The sequence below is a fragment of the Lysobacter rhizosphaerae genome (genome assembly GCF_054779795.1).
Genome location: NZ_BAAGXO010000011.1, coordinates 1 through 16,498, shown reverse-complemented (window position 1 = coordinate 16,498; position 16,498 = coordinate 1). Strand labels below are relative to the sequence as shown.

Sequence of the window (16,498 nt, the reverse complement as noted above, 5' to 3'; positions counted from 1 at the left end):
CGGCAGCCAACTCGCGCCCGGGCAGTCATCCGCCTGCGACTAGCCGACGACGATGTTGACGATCTTGCCCGGCACCACGATCACTTTCTTCACCGCCTGGCCGCCGATGAACTGCGCGACGCCGGGTGAAGCCAGGGCGAGGCGTTCGGCCTCTTCCTTCGCCACGTTGACGGGTACCTCGATCGTGCCGCGCAGCTTGCCGTTGACCTGCACCGCCAGGGTGATGCTGTCGCGGGCCAGCGCGGCCGGGTCGGCGGCCGGGAACGGCACGTCCTCCAGCAGCGTTTCCGGATGGCCCAATGCCTGCCACAGCGCGTGGCAGACGTGCGGCGTGACCGGATTGAGCAGCAGCACCATCGCCTGCAGCGCTTCATGGCGGACGGCGCGTCCCTGGTCGCTCATGTCGGTGAACTTCGACACGTGGTTGAGCAGTTCCATCAGCGCGGCGATCGCGGTGTTGAAGCTGTGGCGACGGCCGTAGTCGTCGCCGACCTTCTGGATCGTCTCGTGCAACTGGCGGCGCAGGGTCTTCTGCGCGGCGTTGAGCTGGGCGGCGTCGACTTCCGGATGGTCCGGCTGCGACACATGCGTCAGCACTTCGCGCCAGAAACGGCGCAGGAAGCGGGCCATGCCCTCGACACCGGCTTCGTTCCATTCCAGCGACTGTTCCGGGGGCGCGGCGAACATCGAGAACAGGCGCACGGTGTCGGCGCCGAACTTGCCGACCATCAACTGCGGGTCGACGCCGTTGTTCTTCGACTTCGCCATCTTCTCGGTGCCACCGATGTGCACCGGCTGGCCATCGGAAGTCAGGCGCGCGCCGGTGATGTGGCCGCGCGCGTCGCGCTCGACCTCGACATCGGCGGGATTGAACCAGTCCTTCGATCCGTCGGCCTTCTCGCGATAGAAGGTCTCGGCGATCACCATGCCCTGGCACAGCAGGTTGACCGCGGGCTCGTCCGAATTCACCAGGCCCTGGTCGCGCAGCAGCTTGTGGTAGAAACGGAAGTACAGCAGGTGCAGGATCGCGTGCTCGATGCCGCCGATGTACTGGTCGACCGGCGTCCAGTACCTGGCACGTTCGTCGACCTGCTGCGATGCGCCCGGCGAGGTGTAGCGCGCGTAGTACCAGCTCGACTCCATGAAGGTGTCGAAGGTGTCGGTTTCGCGCTCGGCCGCACCGCCGCATCGTGGGCAGGTGGTCTTGCGCCACTCCGGGTCGGCCTTGATCGGCGAGGTGACCGCGCCGGCCTTGGCGTACGCGTCCTCGACATCTTCCGGCAGCACCACCGGCAACTGCTCTTCCGGCACCGGCACGTCGCCGCACTTGCCGCACAGGATCACCGGGATCGGGCAACCCCAGTAGCGCTGGCGGCTCACGCCCCAGTCGCGCAGGCGGTAGTTCACGCGGCGCTGGCCGCGGGCGGCCTGCTCGAAACGCGCGGCCAGGGCATCGAAGGCCTGCTGGTATTCCATCCCGTCGAGTTCGCCGGAATTCACCAGGTAGCCGCGGTCGGTATACGCACCCTCTTCGGCGATCTGGCGCTCGAATTCCTGCACCACCTGCACGGCGGCGCCGGTGGCGTAGGCATCGAGCGCACCGCCCTCGCCCAGCGCGGTGCTCATGGCATCGCCGTGGCGCGCGACGTCGCGGGTGATCTCTTCGATCGCATCGCGCACGTCGGCCGGCACGATCACCATCTTGATCGGCAACTGATAGGACCGGGCGAACTCCCAGTCGCGCTCGTCGTGGCCGGGGACCGCCATCACCGCGCCGGTGCCGTAGTTCATCAGCACGAAGTTGGCGACGTAGACCGGCACCTGTTCGCCAGTCACCGGATGCAGCGCGCGCAGGCCGGTATCGCGGCCGCGCTTCACCTGTGTTTCCAGTTCGGCCTCGGACACTCCGCCCTGGCGCAGGTCGGCGATGAACGCGGCCAGTTCCGCATCCGTCTTCGCGGCGTGCTGCGCGAGCGGATGCTCGGCGGCGATCGACACGAAGGTGACGCCCATCAGCGTGTCAGGGCGCGTGGTGAAGACGCTCAACGGCTCCACGGCGTTGCCGTTGCCGTCGACCACGTCGAAGCGGATTTCCAGGCCCTCGCTGCGGCCGATCCAGTTGCGCTGCATGGTCTTGACCGCATCCGGCCAGCCCGGCAGCGTGTCCAGGCCATCCAGCAGTTCCTGGGCGTAGTCGGTGATCTTGAGGAACCACTGCGGGATCTCGCGCTTCTCCACCAGCGCGCCGGTGCGCCAGCCGCGGCCGTCGATGACCTGCTCGTTGGCGAGCACGGTCTGGTCGACCGGGTCCCAGTTCACCACCGAGTTCTTGCGGTAGGCCAGGCCCTGCTTCATCAGGCGCACGAACATGCGCTGCTCGTGCACGTAATACGACGGCTGGCAGGTCGCGAATTCGCGCGACCAGTCGATGGCGTAGCCCATCTGCTGCAGCTGCGCCTTCATGTGCGCGATGTTGGCGTAGGTCCACTTCGCCGGCGCGGTGTGGTTCTTGATCGCGGCGTTTTCCGCCGGCAGGCCGAAGGCGTCCCAGCCCATCGGCTGCAGGACGTTGAAGCCGGTCATGCGCTTGTAGCGGCTGATGACGTCGCCGATGGTGTAGTTGCGCACGTGGCCCATGTGCAGCGCCCCCGACGGATACGGCAGCATCGACAGGCAGTAGTACTTGGGCTTGGCCGACGCCTCGTCGACCTCGAACGCCTTCGTTCCCGTCCAGAAGCGCTGCGCGGCGGCCTCCAGGGTTTGCGGATCGTAGGCGGCGGATTCGGTCTGGACGGCTTCGGTGGACACGATGGCGGGCAGGAACTGGGGGAAAGACCTGAAAGCCTACCGCAGCGCACAAAACACCGCCATGCGCGCGCGAATGGGCCCGCCGCGGGCCGTCCCGGCCCCGAATGGCGAACCAGCGGTGCCGGCCGCTGGCGAGACGGGCACGTCGCCAGCCGTATCACCCCTGTGTTGAACCGCCCGAAGCCGTAAAGCCCGCGCGGGCTGTGTCTGGATGAGCTGTGTCTAAAATCGCCGTCCAACCCGCCGTCCAACCCGCCGCAGCAAGCCCTGGAGGCTTCGTGACCCGACTGTCGATCGCCCTGCTGACCCTGTTGTCCGCCGCGCCGGCCTACGCTGCCGAGCCCGTCGCCCTGCAATGCGGGCACCTGTTCGATTCGCGCAGCGCCCGCCTGCTGGATGCCCGTACCGTGGTGGTGCGCGATGGCAAGGTCGCCGATGTACTGGCCGGACGCGTCGATGTGCCGGGCGCAAAGGCGGTCGACCTGTCCGGCCACACCTGCACCCCGGGGTGGACCGACCTGCACGTGCACCTGGGTTCGGAGAGCAGCCCGAAAAGCTACGAGGAGGAATTCCGCCTCGACGAGACCGACTTCGCCTTCCGTTCGGTCGGCTACGCGAAGAAGACCCTGCTGGCCGGCTTCACCAGCGTGCGCGACCTCGGCGGCGATGTGTCGCTGCACCTGCGCAACGCGATCAACCAGGGCCTGGTCGACGGCCCGCGCATCTGGGCCGCGGGCAAGATCATCTCGACCACCGGCGGCCATGCCGACCCCACCAACGGCTACAACGCCGAGCTCTCGCACCTGCTCGGCCCGCCTGGCCCCGCCGACGGCGTGGTCAATTCCGTCGACGATGCCCGCCAGGCCGTGCGCCAGCGCTACAAGGAGGGCAGCGACGTCATCAAGATCACCGCCACCGGCGGCGTGCTGTCGTATGCGAAATCGGCGGACGCGCCGCAGTTCACGGTCGAGGAGATCAAGGCGATCGTCGATACCGCCAAGGACTACGGCTATCGCGTTGCCGCCCATGCGCACGGCGCGGAAGGCATGAAGCGCGCGGTCCTGGGTGGCGTCACCTCGATCGAGCACGGCACGTACATGAACGACGAGATCATCTCGCTCATGAAACAGAAGGGAACCTGGTACGTGCCGACCATCTCGGCCGGTCGCTTCGTCGCCGACAAGGCGAAGATCGATGGCTACTTCCCGGACATCATCCGGCCCAAGGCCATCCGCGTGGGCGCGCAGATCCAGGAAACCGCGGGCAAGGCCTACCGCAACGGCGTGAAGATCGCCTTCGGCACCGACATGGGCGTCGGCCCGCATGGCGACAACGCGCGCGAATTCCTCTACATGGTCGAGGCCGGCATGCCGGCGGCCTTCGCCCTGCAGGCCGCCACCTTCAACGCCGCGCAGGTGCTCGGGGTGGACGACCAGGGCGTGATTGAAACCGGCAAGCGCGCGGACATCGTCGCGGTGCCGGGCAATCCGGTCGAGGACATCAAGGCCGTGCTCGGCGTCGACTTCGTGATGAAGGACGGTGCGATCTACAAGTCGCCGGAAAGCGCGCAACCGGGCGCCGCGCAATGACCGGGGAATGGATGGGTTTCGTGGCGGCCCTCCTCACCACGCTCTCCTTCGTGCCGCAGGCGGTGAAAACCATCCGCAGCAAGCAGACGAATGGCCTCTCGCTGCTGATGTACCTGACCTTCACCGTGGGGATCGGGTTCTGGCTGGCCTACGGCATCTACCTGATGTCGTGGCCGATGATCATCGCCAACATCGTCACCCTCGCGTTGTCGCTGACGATCCTCGGCCTGAAGCTGCGCTACGGCTGAGGCGCCCGGCTCACCGCAAGGCCGGCGTGGATCGCCCAGGCGAACCACAGCGCGAACGCGAGCCGCTGCGCGATTCCCGCCGGCAACAGGTTCGGCAACACCAGCGCGCACAGCGGAACCAGCACGGCGGCGAGCAGCGATGTCGACGCGATCGTCCGCCAGCCGCCTGCACCGCGCAGGCCGCGCGCAAGCAACAGGCCACCGGTCGCGAACGCGATCCACCACACCATCCATGCGGCGGCGTGGCGGGCACTGTGCACGCCGTCGAGATCGCCCGCATCCAGCGGCAACACGCCCTGCAGCGCGAACGCGAGCGCCGACAGCAACAGCAATTGCGCGCCGATCCGCGCCGGCCAGCGCGCCACCGCCGGCAACAGAGCGCGCAGGCGCCAGGCCACCCACGCGACCAGTGCGCCCGGCAGCACGAATGCCAGCAGGTTGAACAGGTCGGCGCCCGGCAACGGCTTCGCGCCGAGCAGGGCCAGCGGATGCAGCACGTGCGAATAACCCTCGATCCGGTCGGCCATGACCAGTGCCGACCCCGTGAACAGCAGCGCAGCCACTACCGCCGCGTACCGGGAGACCCGGGATGCCAGGCGCGTTGCAAGCGAAAAGGGAGCCTTCATGCCGCCATGCTAGCGTGCGCGCCGGCGCCGCTTGCGTCCTGCCGCCTTCGCCCCCATTTCGCTGCCATTCCGCACTCCGGCGCCCGCTGATGACCCTCGATACCACCAAGCCCCATGTATTCGACGCCACTGCGGCGAACTTCGACGCCGACGTCCTGCGCAAATCGCTGGAAACGCCGGTCCTCGTCGATTTCTGGGCGGAATGGTGCGGGCCGTGCAAGCAGCTTGGACCGGTCCTCGAGAAGCTGGCCGGCGAATACAACGGCGCCTTCGTGCTCGCCAAGGTCGATGTCGACAAGGAGCAGGAGCTCGGCGCCGCGTTCCAGGTGCGCTCGATCCCAACCGTGTTCCTGGTCAAGGGCGGCCAGCTCGTCGATGGTTTCCCCGGCGTATTGCCGGAGGGCCAGCTGCGCGAGTTCCTCAAGCACCACGGCATCGAACCGGCCGCTGCCGCCGAACCCGCGGCGGCGGAAGCCGAAACCGCGCCGGTCGATCCGCATGCCGAGGTGATGCGCCTGCGCAGCGAAGTGGCGGCCGCTGCCGACAACGACAATCTCAAGCTCGACCTCGCCCTCGCGCTGCTGAAGACGGGGGCCGCGCACGAAGCCGAACAACTGCTCGATGCCCTGCCCGCCAACCTCGCCCACGACGATCGCGCGATCAGCGCCCGTTCGCGCCTGGGCTTTGCCGCGCTTCTCGACAACGCCCCACCGGTCGAAGTCCTGGAAGCCGCCATCGCCGGCAATCCCGACGATCTGCGCGCGCGCCATCTGCTGGGCGTGCAGCGCATCGTCGCCGGCGAGGCGCAGCAGGGCCTGGAGCAGTTCCTGGAGATGCTTCGCCGCGACCGCGGCTATGAGGACGGCCTGCCGCGCAAGTCGCTGATCGATGCCTTCCGCATCATCGAGGACGAGGACCTGGTCGGCACCTACCGCCGCAAGATGTCGTCGCTGCTGTTTTGAAACAAGCGTGTTTTGAGACAAGCGGCCCGTCCAGGGCCGTGAAACCCTTGACTGTACGCGTGCGTATGGCGAAGCTGCCCGCGCTTCCCCCTCCGCGTGTGCGTGTCATTCATGAAGAACAGCATCAGGCCCGGCACGTTGCGCCGGGTCCTCAACCTGTGGCCGCCGTTCCTGTTCAGCGGCATCCACGTCACCGGCATCGCCTCCGACTGGCACAGCGCAAGCGTCGAATTGCGCGCCCGCCCGTGGAACCGCAACTACGTCGGCGTCCACTTCGGCGGCAGCCTGTTCGCCATGACCGATCCGTTCTGGATGCTGCTGACCATGCACGCGCTCGGTAACGACTACATCGTCTGGGACCAGGCCGGCTCGATCGAATTCGTCAAACCCGCCCGCGGCACCGTGCACGCACGATTCCAGCTCGACGACGCAGTGCTCGCCCAGCTGCGCGCCGCAACCGCGCACGGCGGCAAGCACCTGCACTGGTTCGAGACCGCGATTGTCGATGCCACCGGGGAAACCGTCGCCCGCGTGCGCAAGCAGGTCTACGTGCGGCGCAAGCGCGACCGCCGCCCCGGGGCCGAGGAACGCGGCCTGGCCGCCTAGCCGAGCCCCGCCGATATGGCGGCGCCGGCCCGGGAATACGCGGCCACGACATCCCCTGCACGACGATGGCACCGCCAATCAAGGGTGACATGGCGATGACGATCACAGTCCCCGGGCGTATCCAGCGGGCCTGGGCGTGCCCGCATGCGCTAACCGGCGTATGCGGCGCCGCCGCGCGGTATGCTTGGCCGGCCACAGGGGGCGCGGAACAACATGGCTGAAGAGCCGAAACACGACGACGGAACGCCGTTGCCGGAAATAACCGGCTATCGACTGCTGCGGGTGATCAACCACGGCGGCATGTCCACCGTTTATCTCGCGCGCCAGCACACGCTCGGACGCGACGTCGCCATCAAGGTGATGTCGCCGCAGGCCCTCGTCGACGAGACCAGCCGCCGCCGCTTCGAGAACGAAGTGCGCATCATCGCCCGCCTCGAACATCCGCACGTGGTGCGCATCCACGAAGTCGGCCGCACGCACGATGGCCTGCCCTACTACGCGATGCCGTACATGGCTCGCGGCCACCTGGGACAGCGCAACTTCGGCAAGAGCGAGCGACGCGTCGTCGAGATCGCCAACATCCTGCTGTCCGTGCTCGGCTACGCCCATGCCCGCAACATCGTGCATCGCGACGTCAAGGCCGAGAACGTCCTGTTCGACGACGCCGACCGGCCGCTGCTGGCCGACTTCGGCATCGCGCTGCGCAAGGACTGGGGCGGTGCGCGCATGACCGCCACCGGACTCGCCGTCGGCAGCACCGCCTACATGGCGCCCGAACAGGCGCGCGGCGAAGTGGTCGACGGCCGCGCCGACCTGTATGCCCTCGGCGTGCTGATCTGGGAAATGCTGACCGGCCGGCTGCCGTTCGAGGCGCCAGATGCGTTGTCGATGGCAGTGATGCACGCGCAGGACCCGGTGCCGAAACTGCCATCGCACCTGGCGCACTGGCAGCATTTCATGAACCGGGCGCTGGCCAAGCAACCGGCGCAGCGTTTCGAGGATGCGGCGCAGATGCGCGCGGGCATCGAATCGGTCATGCAGCGCAGCGTCATGCCGGCGTTGCGCGACCGTCTGCAGCGGCTCGCGCCGATGCAGCAGTACGCCAAGCCGATCTGGGCCATCTGTGCCTTGCTGGCCTTCATCGGCGTGGGCGTGCTCGGCGTGGAATACCTGGCGCGGCATCGCGTCACGGACGCAGCAGTCGCCCGCAGCGAAGCCGCCGAGACGGTTGTTGCGCACAACCAGGTCACCACCGCGATGCTCGAGCCGCTGCCGGAGTCCCCGGCGCGGCAGGCGATCGATGCGGCGCGCAAGCAGATCGCCGCCGGCCACCTGACGACTCCGCTCGACACCAACGCCTATACCAGCGTGCTGGAAGCGTGGAACTCCGACGGCAGCAATGAGGAGGTGATCGAGTTGGTCGCCAACCTCACCGATGCCTTCGCCAATGCCATTGCTGCCCAGATACGCGATGGAAAGGACGCCCGCGCCCGCGAGATCAACGCCATGGCGACCGCGCTCGCCGAGCAGACCGGCACGTCCGGCTCGCCCGAATACCTGCGCCTGCGCCGGAAGACCGAGGCGGCGGTGAAAGCCCGGTTCGAGGACGCCGCAAAGCGCCACGACCAAGACGCGGCCCTGCGCACGGCGCAACTCGTCGGCGACTTCGGGCTCTCGCCGCGCCTGGCCGCCGACTTCAACAGCCGCGTCGAGAAACTACCGAGTCAGAGCGCAGCGCCGGCCGCCGCAGGCGGGGTAAGCGAAGACAACACCAAGGCCACCGTCGCGGTCAGCCGCACGCCGGTCACGCGCGGCGATTACGCGCATTTCGTCGATACCACCAAGCGCACCGCGTCGTTGTGCCGCGAGCGCGTATCCCTGCTGCGCGTCATCGCCCCACGCGACTGGCGTTCGCCGGGCTTCAGCCAGAACGACAATGAACCCGTGGTGTGCGTATCCCTGCAGGATGCGGAGGCGTATGCCGGCTGGTACAGCCACAAGACCGGCCAGCGCTGGCGTCTGCCCACCGCAGAGGAAGCGCACGAGACCCCGGCACAATCCGGCAACCGCGCGGTGTCGCTGTGGTCGCGCGATTGCGCCGCGGGCTGCGGGCGCCGTTTCGCCAGTGGCAAGTCGTGGCGCAGCGCCAGCCCGCAACGCCCGCTGCTGGCCAATCGCGGCTACGACGACGTCGGTTTCCGCCTGGTGCGCGACCGCTAACAGGCGTTTCGATGTGAAGCAGGACTCCGCGCGCGCGTTTGAGCGCCAACGCTGCGCCTACAATGTGGCATGACCACGACTCCCCGTCCCGGCCCGCAGCGGCCCAGCTTCCAGCGTCTCTTCCTTACCGGCCTGCTTACCCTGTTGCCGATCTGGCTGACGTGGGTAGTGATCAAGTTCGTGTTCGTCCTGCTCTCGGGCATCAGCCAGCCGCTGATCGGCCCGTTGCTGCAGGGGCTCGCCGCGACATCGCCGCAGACCCTGGGCTGGATCGCCGAGCCGTGGGTGCAGACCGCGCTGGCCCTGTTGGCGACACTGGCTGTGATCCTCCTGTCCGGAGTGATGGCCCGCATCGTCATCGGCCAACGCATGCTGCGCTGGTTCGAGTCGCTGATCCGCCGCATCCCGCTCGCCAGCACGATCTATGGCAGCGCGCGCCAGCTGCTCGACATCCTGCAGACCAAGCCCGACGGCACCCAGCGCGTGGTGCTGATCGACTTCCCGCATACCGAGATGAAGACGCTCGGCTTCGTCACCAAGGTGATGCACGAGCACGGCACAGGTCGCGAACTCGCCGCCGTGTACGTGCCGACCACCCCGAATCCCACCTCCGGGTATCTCGAGATCGTGCCGGTGGAGAAGATCACGCCGACCGACTGGACCGTCGACCAGGCGATGAGCTTCATCATTTCCGGCGGCGCGGTATCGCCGGATACGATTCCGTTCACGCCGCCGCGCCGCGATAACGTTTGATCGACGACGCGGCTGATGCCGCCGCAGCGGCCGGCCATGGCAAACAACCACTTCGAACCACGCGCGCAGGCCGAGGACCACACGAGTGAATGACGCAAGTTCGCCAGCACTTTCCGCCCCCGTGAGCCGCCTCCTCGACGACCGCGCCGTGCGCATGTTCGTCATGCTGGCGGCGTTCTTCTGCGTCAACGCGGTGCTGGCCGAATTCATCGGCGTCAAGATCTTCGCGCTGGAAGACACCCTGGGCATCGCGCCGTTGCAGTGGAACCTGTTCGGCCAGAGCGGATCGCTCTCCTTCACCGCCGGCACCCTGCTGTGGCCGGTGGTGTTCCTGATGACCGACGTCGTCAACGAGTTCTACGGCCGTCGTGGCGTGCGCCTGATTTCCTGGCTCGCCGCCGGCCTGATCGCCTATGGCTTCCTTTTCGCCTTCGCCGCCATTTCGCTGGCACCCGCGGACTGGTGGGTCAAGGCCGCGCAGGCGCAGGGCGTGGCCGACTACCAGGCCGCATTCGCCGCGGTGTTCGGCCAGGGGCTGTGGACCATCGGCGGCTCGCTCGTGGCGTTCATGCTGGGGCAGCTGATCGATGTCGCCGTGTTCCATCGCATCCGCGATGTCACCGGCGAGAAGCATGTGTGGCTGCGCGCGACCGGCTCGACCGCGGTGTCACAGCTGGTCGACAGCTTCGTCGTCCTCTACATCGCGTTCGTGATCGGTCCCCAGCACTGGCCGACCTCGTTGTTCCTGGCCGTGAGCACGGTCAACTACGGCTACAAGATGCTGGCGGCGGTGGTGATGATCCCGCTGCTGTATGTGCTGCGGCGCGCGATTACCGGCTACCTGGGCGAAGCGCGCGCGGAGCAGTTGCGGCTTGAGGCGGCGCAATAGGGGAGCAATCTCCACAGTCCCTGCAGGCGCATGCTTTCCGCGGCGCGAAGCCAATGCCCGTAGTTCCCCTTTTCGACGCGCTGCGGCGCATTTGGCTGCGCCATATGAGAGCTCCATCGCGCGTTCCATGACTTCCGACCGGGTCGCAGGGGGCGCGGATGGGCCATGCTCGGGGATCAGCCCATGTCTACCCGGAGCCTGCATGACCCTGCGCCCGCTTGTCCTTTCCGCCGCCCTGCTGACCGCCCTCGCTGGTTGCGCCGGCAAACCCGTCGCCGAGGCGCCCGTTCCCTCCGCCGCACCGCAGGCGGCCACCCAGGACAAGGCCGCGCAGCTGGATGCTCTGTACGCGCAGTACTGGGAAGAAGCACTGAAGCTCAATCCGGTCCAGGCCACCTTCCAGGGTGACCCGCGCTACAACGACCAGCTGCCCGACTTCTATTCCGCGCAGTTCCGCCAGCAGTCCCACGACTTCACCCAGCGCTGGCTCGACCAGATCCAGGCGATCGGCCCGGATGGGCTCACAGGCCAGGACCTGGTCAGCTACCAGATCTTCGTGCGCGACGCGAAGAATTCGCTGGAAGGCGAGCAGTACCCCGGCTGGATGCTGCCGGTCGACCAGATGGGCAGCATCGCCACCTTCACCGCACAGCTGGGCGCCGGCACCGGCGCGCAGCCGTTCAAGACCGTCAAGGACTACGACAACTGGCTGGCGCGCGGCAACCGCATCCCGGTGCTCGTCGACAGCATCATCACCGACATGCGCGCCGGCATGCAGGCCGGCGTCGTGCAACCGCGCGCGCTGATGATCAAGGTGGTGCCGCAGTACGACGCCATCATCAAGGCCAAGCCCGAGGACAGCGTGTTCTGGGGCCCGATTGCCAAGATGCCCAAGGACTTCAACGACGCCGACAAGACGCGCCTGACCGCAGCCTACCGCGACATGATCGGCCAGCAGATCATGCCGTCGTTCCGCAAGCTGCGTGATTTCATCGCCACGGATTACCTCCCGGCCACGCGCGATACCGTGGGCATGGACAAGCTGCCCAATGGCGCGGCGTGGTACGCCTTCAACGTCCGTACCACGACCACGACCGACCTGAGTCCGGCGCAGATCCACCAGATCGGCCTGGACGAAGTCGCGCGCATCCACGGCGAGATCCGTGGGGTGATGCAGCAGGTCGGCTTCAAGGGCTCGCTGCAGGACTTCTTCAAGTCCATGCGCACCAGCAAGAAGTTCGAGTTCAAGTCCGAGGACGCCCTGCTCGCGTACTTCCGCAGCCTGGAAGCGCGCATCAACGCGCGCGTGCCCACGCAGTTCTCGCTGCTGCCCAAGGCGGGCTTCGAGATTCGCCCGGTCGAGGCGTTCCGCGCCAAGTCCGCCGCGGGCGGCGAGTACCAGGGCCCCAGCGAGGACGGCACGCGTCCGGGCATCTTCTACGTCAACACCTATGACCTGCCCTCGCGCAAGCAATGGGACGCGGAAGACCTGTTCCTGCACGAAGCCATCCCTGGTCATCACTTCCAGATCGCGCTGCAGCAGGAGCTCCAGGGCGTGCCGGCGTTCCGTCGCTTCGGCGGCAATACCGCCTATGCCGAAGGCTGGGGCCTGTACGCCGAGTCGCTGGGCAAGGACCTGGGCGTCTACGAGACCCCGTACGACTACTTCGGCTACCTGCAGAACGAACTGTGGCGCGCCATCCGCCTGGTGACCGACACCGGCCTGCACAGCAAGGGTTGGACCCGCGAGCAGGTGATCAAGTACATGCTCGACAACTCGGCGGCCGGTGAGACCGATGCCACCGCCGAGGCCGAGCGTTACATCGCCTGGCCGTCGCAGGCGACCGCCTACAAGATCGGCGAACTCAAGATCCAGTCGCTGAAGAACAAAGCACGCGCGGCGCTCGGCGACGGCTTCGATCCCCGCGAATTCCACGCCGAAGTGCTCAAGGACGGCCCCGTGCCGCTGTCGGTGCTGGAGGACAAGATCGACCGCTGGATCGCGACGAAGAAGGGCTGACCGGACACGGCGCGCTCGCGCCGCGCTCCACCGCGAGACCAAAGGGCCGGCACTTGCCGGCCCTTTTCGTTGCGCAACGTTTCAGCGATCCAGCGGGCTGACCACCCCGCCCGCCCCGCGGTTGAGCACATGCGTGTAGATCTGCGTCGTCGCCACGTCCTTGTGGCCGAGCAGTTCCTGCACGGTGCGGATGTCGTAACCGGCCTCGATCATGTGCGTCGCGAACGAATGTCGCAGCGTATGCGCGGACACCGGCTTCACGATCCCGGCGCGCCTGCACGCCGCCTTCAACGCCCGCGACAAGGTGCCGTCATCGAAGTGATGCCGCCGCTCCACGCCATCGCGGGGATCGATCGAGCGCCGGGGCGACGGAAACACGTACTGCCAGCCGAATTCGCGCTCCGCATTCGGATACTTCCGCGCCAGCGCGTGCGGCAGGTTCACACCGCCCAGGCCCTGCTGCAGATCCGCCGCATGCAGCGCCCGCGCCCGCTCCACCTCGCGCTGCAACGGCTCCACCAACGTCTTCGGCAATACGGTCCGCCGATCCTTGCCCCCCTTGCCATCGCGCACCGTGATTTCATTGCGCGCGAAATCGACGTCCTTCACTCGCAGGCGCAGGCACTCCATCAACCGCAGCCCGGTGCCGTACAGCAGGCTGGACAACAGCCACGGCCGCCCGTCGAGCTGCGCCAGCAGGCCCTGCACCTCCCCGCGCGACAACACCGTCGGCAGCCGCCGCGGCCGCTTCGCCCGCGTCACGTCCTCCATCCAGGGCAGCTCGATGCCGAGCACCTCCTTGTAGAGGAAGAGCAGCGCCGACAACGCCTGGTTCTGGGTACTGGCCGCCACCAGCCCATCCACCGCGAGCGACGAGAGGAACCGCTCCACCTCCGGCGCCCCCATCGCACGCGGATGTCGCCGACCATTGACCAGGATGAAGCGGCGAATCCAACCCAGGTACACAACTTCGGTGCGAATGCTGTAGTGCTTCACCCGCAACACCCGACGCACCTCATCGAACAACCGCGGCCCGCCACCCCTCCCATCCGCCTCCGGCTCCCGGACCCGCAAACCGAATCGCATTACCGCGGATTGCAAGGAATAAAACATAACGCCTCGTATCGTCAGATATGCACAGACAATCGTGCGCGCCACGCGTGCAAGGCGGAATCAGATAAGTCATTGACCTTCGATAGGATTTCTCTCTTGACGCCTACACAAGATCAACCTGAATATCCCGTCCATATCCCGTTTTTTGGGGTCTACTAAGCGTTATACGTGGGCAAAAGACGGGCGATGCGCGTCGGCACGGAGGCGCTGTGAGTGAGGCCCGCCAGCCCGCGTTCGACGCTCTTTGCTCGCGCCGCTCAGCTTCCGGAAACATGGATTCACTTCGGCGGCGCTATCGGCTCCGGATGTGTAAGCAACGGCCCCACACTCTCCCCGGCTTGCATCAGCTGATTCCCTGCTCCCGCCCGCAGCCGCTACCGTTACACTCCGTCTCTGCGCTGCTTGCCGTGGCGTATAACCAATCGTTCAAGCCGAAGCTGCTTCGCAGCTCGGCTTAACTCAGGCGTTAGGGCCCTATGCAATCTGCGTCGCAAGCGGCAGAGTTCTACCAAGAGGCGGCTGATAGCGGCGTTGTCTGGACGGCCCGTGATGAGGGCGGATTTCCCGCGCCACTCAACCGCGACGGGAAACGGGCGCAACCGTTTTGATCGTCCCGCGCTCGTGCGGAGCGGATCATCGCGTCCGTGCCGGCCTACGAGGGCTTTGTTCCGGTAGAGATCGAGCTTGGTGTCTTTCTCAGTCGGTGGGTTCCTGGCCTCACCGAAGACGGTATTCTCGTAGGGGTTAACTGGACTGGGGACCGGGCAACTGGCTACGACGTCGCACCCGCGCAAGTTGCAGAGTGCATTCGCGGTCGAGTCGCGTAGGGCCCTAACAATTCATTCAAGCCGAAGCCGCTTCGCGGCTCGGCTTAATTCAGGCGTTAGGCGTCACTCAAGCAGTGTCGCAAGGGGAGACAAATGCTCAAGTTCCTTTTTCTTGCGGCCGCGATCGCGACAGGGGACCCATCGGCTGCATATCAGTCTGATTCGTCAACGCAAGAAATTGTCGAGCCCACGATCGGAGCGGTTTCGATTGAAAGCATTGCGCTTGGGTCCCACATTGATTCCCGTCTTCGCATACCTGTTCCCAAGACGATTTTCAAGCCAACTGACACCATATACATCTCCGTAACAATGCACGCCTCCTTTACGGCTCCACGTACACTTGGCGTGCTATGGACATACGGTCAGGGCGATAACCTCCAAGCGGTACATGATGAAAGCCGGGAGCTCGTCTTTATTGGTTACGGTCAAACCGAATTTCATGTGGCAAAGCCGGACGGATGGCCGGAAGGTCAGTACTACGCGGAAGTCTTCATGAATGGCGTCAGCGTTGACAAGCTCGAGTTTACGGTCAGATGACGCCTAACAATTCATTCAAGCCGAAGCCACTTCGCGGCTCGGCTTAATTCACGCGTTAGGCGTCAATTAGGAGACTTAATGCGTTCCATCATCGTGCTTGCCCTACTAGCGTCATCGTCACTTCAGGTTGAGGCACAAACATCTGCCAAGCCTGAAATTTATGCTTTAGATTCTTTGAGCGACCATACCGCCCGAGTCGGCACAAGCAATATTTTTGTGTATCAAACCAAAGGCGGAAGCCTGGGGCAATTTTTGCTAGGCGGCGCGCTCCTCAATAGTCGCGCAATGACCCGGCAGTCTGAGTCCATTGCAAACAGCATCAACAGCGATTCTACGGTGCAAGAGTTCGGATCGATTGAGCAGATAGTTGAGGAAAAGGCCGCAACCAATCTAATCAAAGAACACGCAATACTTCTCAGCGTTGATTCGGACGGAATCACACGCGCCACACTCGTCGTGCATGCACAAGACGGGACCGAGCGTGGGATCAATTATTTCTATCACTTCAAACCCACTCTGCAAAATTCCGAGCTTCAAACGGACAGCGGAGCCGCGTTCTTTAAGGCGATTCAAGAAGAGGCGCCCACAGCCATAGATGGTCTTGTCGCCACGCTAAGCTCTCCTCTGAACTCAGGCAGCCCCACGAAAGCATTGTCGGATTTCATGCGCATCTATGGAAAGATCAAGATCCCGTTCAAAGGGGAACGATATGCAGACGTCGGCGGACTTAGCGTCGTTAAAATTGACGGCAAGCCCGGCGCGATTCGATTTGGCTTGATTGATGGCGTTCACCTTTTTCACGCCTCGCAAGTGGAGTACAAGTGAAATTGACGCCTAACAATTCATTCAAGCCGAAGCCGCTTCGCGGCTCGGCTTAATTCAGGCGTTAGGCCGCATGGACAGTACCGGCTACATCTCAGATCAGTGGGCTGACTACCGTCGGCGTGTTCGTTGGTTCTTCTGCGTTCTTGGCGCCATACCACCCGTTGTTGGCCTGTTCCTGGTCGCCCCGGATGCTCCCTTGGCACGGGCCGCAATTTTTCTGCTGGCTGCCGTCTGGGTTGTCGCTTTCTTCGTTGTCTCCCTACGGCTGCAATTCTTCCCATGTCCTGCCTGCGGAAAGCCGTTCGCCTATCGGTATGTCAACAATCTGCCCTTGTTCACAGGTGAGTGCATTCACTGCGGGCTCCCAAAGTGGCAGCATTGATGCGCCCCAAGGCCGGGCTGCGGCCTAACAATTCATTCAAGCCGAAGCCGCTTCGCGGCTCGGCTTAATTCAGGCGTTAGACGCGCAGGAGGA

The 16,498-nt window shown here is 65.4% G+C and carries 13 protein-coding genes and 1 pseudogene; 11 read left to right on the top strand and 3 right to left on the bottom strand.

Annotated features, from left to right (window positions below; translation table 11 throughout):
* Positions 1–39: 39 nt before the first annotated feature.
* Positions 40–2,808, bottom strand: a complete 2,769-nt coding sequence (gene leuS, locus ACYVGE_RS14960) for a leucine--tRNA ligase (RefSeq protein WP_460730899.1) — start codon at positions 2,806–2,808, stop codon at positions 40–42.
* Positions 2,809–3,086: 278 nt separating this feature from the next.
* Here leuS and ACYVGE_RS14955 point away from each other — a divergent pair, with 278 nt between their 5' ends.
* Positions 3,087–4,397: a metal-dependent hydrolase family protein gene (locus ACYVGE_RS14955; protein ID WP_460730898.1), complete on the top strand. Its 1,311-nt coding sequence runs from the start codon at positions 3,087–3,089 to the stop codon at positions 4,395–4,397.
* Positions 4,394–4,645 carry a SemiSWEET transporter gene (locus ACYVGE_RS14950; protein ID WP_460730897.1) on the top strand — a complete coding sequence of 84 codons (252 nt, stop codon included), beginning with the start codon at positions 4,394–4,396 and terminating at the stop codon, positions 4,643–4,645. Before ACYVGE_RS14955 ends, ACYVGE_RS14950 begins: the two co-directional genes overlap by 4 nt.
* Here the strand turns inward: ACYVGE_RS14950 and ACYVGE_RS14945 are convergent.
* Positions 4,636–5,271, bottom strand: coding sequence for a DUF998 domain-containing protein (locus tag ACYVGE_RS14945; protein WP_460730896.1), 636 nt, complete (start codon positions 5,269–5,271; stop codon positions 4,636–4,638). The genes ACYVGE_RS14950 and ACYVGE_RS14945 overlap by 10 nt on opposite strands.
* Before the next feature lie 89 nt (positions 5,272–5,360).
* Here ACYVGE_RS14945 and trxA point away from each other — a divergent pair, with 89 nt between their 5' ends.
* The 6 genes from trxA (at position 5,361) to ACYVGE_RS14915 (ending at position 12,721) form a co-directional block, all read left to right on the top strand.
* Positions 5,361–6,233 carry a thioredoxin gene (gene trxA / locus ACYVGE_RS14940; RefSeq protein WP_460730895.1) on the top strand — a complete coding sequence of 291 codons (873 nt, stop codon included), beginning with the start codon at positions 5,361–5,363 and terminating at the stop codon, positions 6,231–6,233.
* Positions 6,234–6,344: 111 nt separating this feature from the next.
* Positions 6,345–6,839 (top strand): DUF4442 domain-containing protein, encoded by a 495-nt coding sequence (locus tag ACYVGE_RS14935; protein WP_460730894.1) that lies wholly within the window; start codon positions 6,345–6,347, stop codon positions 6,837–6,839.
* A 213-nt stretch (positions 6,840–7,052) separates the two neighbouring features.
* A complete protein-coding gene (locus ACYVGE_RS14930; protein ID WP_460730893.1) occupies positions 7,053–9,059 on the top strand; it encodes a bifunctional serine/threonine-protein kinase/formylglycine-generating enzyme family protein in 2,007 nt (668 codons plus the stop codon).
* Between the two features lie 69 nt (positions 9,060–9,128).
* On the top strand, positions 9,129–9,812 hold the full coding sequence (locus tag ACYVGE_RS14925; RefSeq protein WP_460730892.1) for a DUF502 domain-containing protein: 684 nt from the start codon (positions 9,129–9,131) through the stop codon (positions 9,810–9,812).
* A 154-nt stretch (positions 9,813–9,966) separates the two neighbouring features.
* Entirely contained in the window at positions 9,967–10,701 is a 735-nt protein-coding gene (locus tag ACYVGE_RS14920) for a queuosine precursor transporter (RefSeq protein WP_460731087.1), read from the top strand.
* 127 nt (positions 10,702–10,828) lie between these two features.
* A complete protein-coding gene (locus tag ACYVGE_RS14915; protein WP_460730891.1) occupies positions 10,829–12,721 on the top strand; it encodes a DUF885 domain-containing protein in 1,893 nt (630 codons plus the stop codon).
* 81 nt (positions 12,722–12,802) lie between these two features.
* Here the strand turns inward: ACYVGE_RS14915 and ACYVGE_RS14910 are convergent, their stop codons facing one another.
* Positions 12,803–13,807 carry an integron integrase gene (locus ACYVGE_RS14910; RefSeq protein ID WP_460730890.1) on the bottom strand — a complete coding sequence of 335 codons (1,005 nt, stop codon included), beginning with the start codon at positions 13,805–13,807 and terminating at the stop codon, positions 12,803–12,805.
* Positions 13,808–14,457: 650 nt separating this feature from the next.
* Between ACYVGE_RS14910 and ACYVGE_RS14905 the strand changes: the two are divergent.
* The 3 genes and pseudogenes from ACYVGE_RS14905 to ACYVGE_RS14895 form a co-directional block, all read left to right on the top strand.
* A pseudogene (locus ACYVGE_RS14905) lies at positions 14,458–14,661 on the top strand (DUF2750 domain-containing protein); the annotation flags it as partial.
* A 93-nt stretch (positions 14,662–14,754) separates the two neighbouring features.
* Entirely contained in the window at positions 14,755–15,198 is a 444-nt protein-coding gene (locus ACYVGE_RS14900) for a hypothetical protein (RefSeq protein WP_460730889.1), read from the top strand.
* 78 nt (positions 15,199–15,276) lie between these two features.
* Positions 15,277–16,023: a hypothetical protein gene (locus tag ACYVGE_RS14895; protein WP_460730888.1), complete on the top strand. Its 747-nt coding sequence runs from the start codon at positions 15,277–15,279 to the stop codon at positions 16,021–16,023.
* Positions 16,024–16,498: the final 475 nt, after the last annotated feature.

Coding starts and splice junctions, on each gene's coding strand:
- ACYVGE_RS14950 (WP_460730897.1), top strand. CDS start 4,394: ATGACCGGGGAATGGATGGGTTTCGTGGCGGCCCTCCTCACCACGCTC.
- ACYVGE_RS14945 (WP_460730896.1), bottom strand. CDS start 5,271: ATGAAGGCTCCCTTTTCGCTTGCAACGCGCCTGGCATCCCGGGTCTCC.
- trxA (WP_460730895.1), top strand. CDS start 5,361: ATGACCCTCGATACCACCAAGCCCCATGTATTCGACGCCACTGCGGCG.
- ACYVGE_RS14935 (WP_460730894.1), top strand. CDS start 6,345: ATGAAGAACAGCATCAGGCCCGGCACGTTGCGCCGGGTCCTCAACCTG.
- ACYVGE_RS14930 (WP_460730893.1), top strand. CDS start 7,053: ATGGCTGAAGAGCCGAAACACGACGACGGAACGCCGTTGCCGGAAATA.
- ACYVGE_RS14925 (WP_460730892.1), top strand. CDS start 9,129: ATGACCACGACTCCCCGTCCCGGCCCGCAGCGGCCCAGCTTCCAGCGT.
- ACYVGE_RS14920 (WP_460731087.1), top strand. CDS start 9,967: ATGTTCGTCATGCTGGCGGCGTTCTTCTGCGTCAACGCGGTGCTGGCC.
- ACYVGE_RS14915 (WP_460730891.1), top strand. CDS start 10,829: ATGACTTCCGACCGGGTCGCAGGGGGCGCGGATGGGCCATGCTCGGGG.
- ACYVGE_RS14910 (WP_460730890.1), bottom strand. CDS start 13,807: ATGCGATTCGGTTTGCGGGTCCGGGAGCCGGAGGCGGATGGGAGGGGT.
- ACYVGE_RS14900 (WP_460730889.1), top strand. CDS start 14,755: ATGCTCAAGTTCCTTTTTCTTGCGGCCGCGATCGCGACAGGGGACCCA.
- ACYVGE_RS14895 (WP_460730888.1), top strand. CDS start 15,277: ATGCGTTCCATCATCGTGCTTGCCCTACTAGCGTCATCGTCACTTCAG.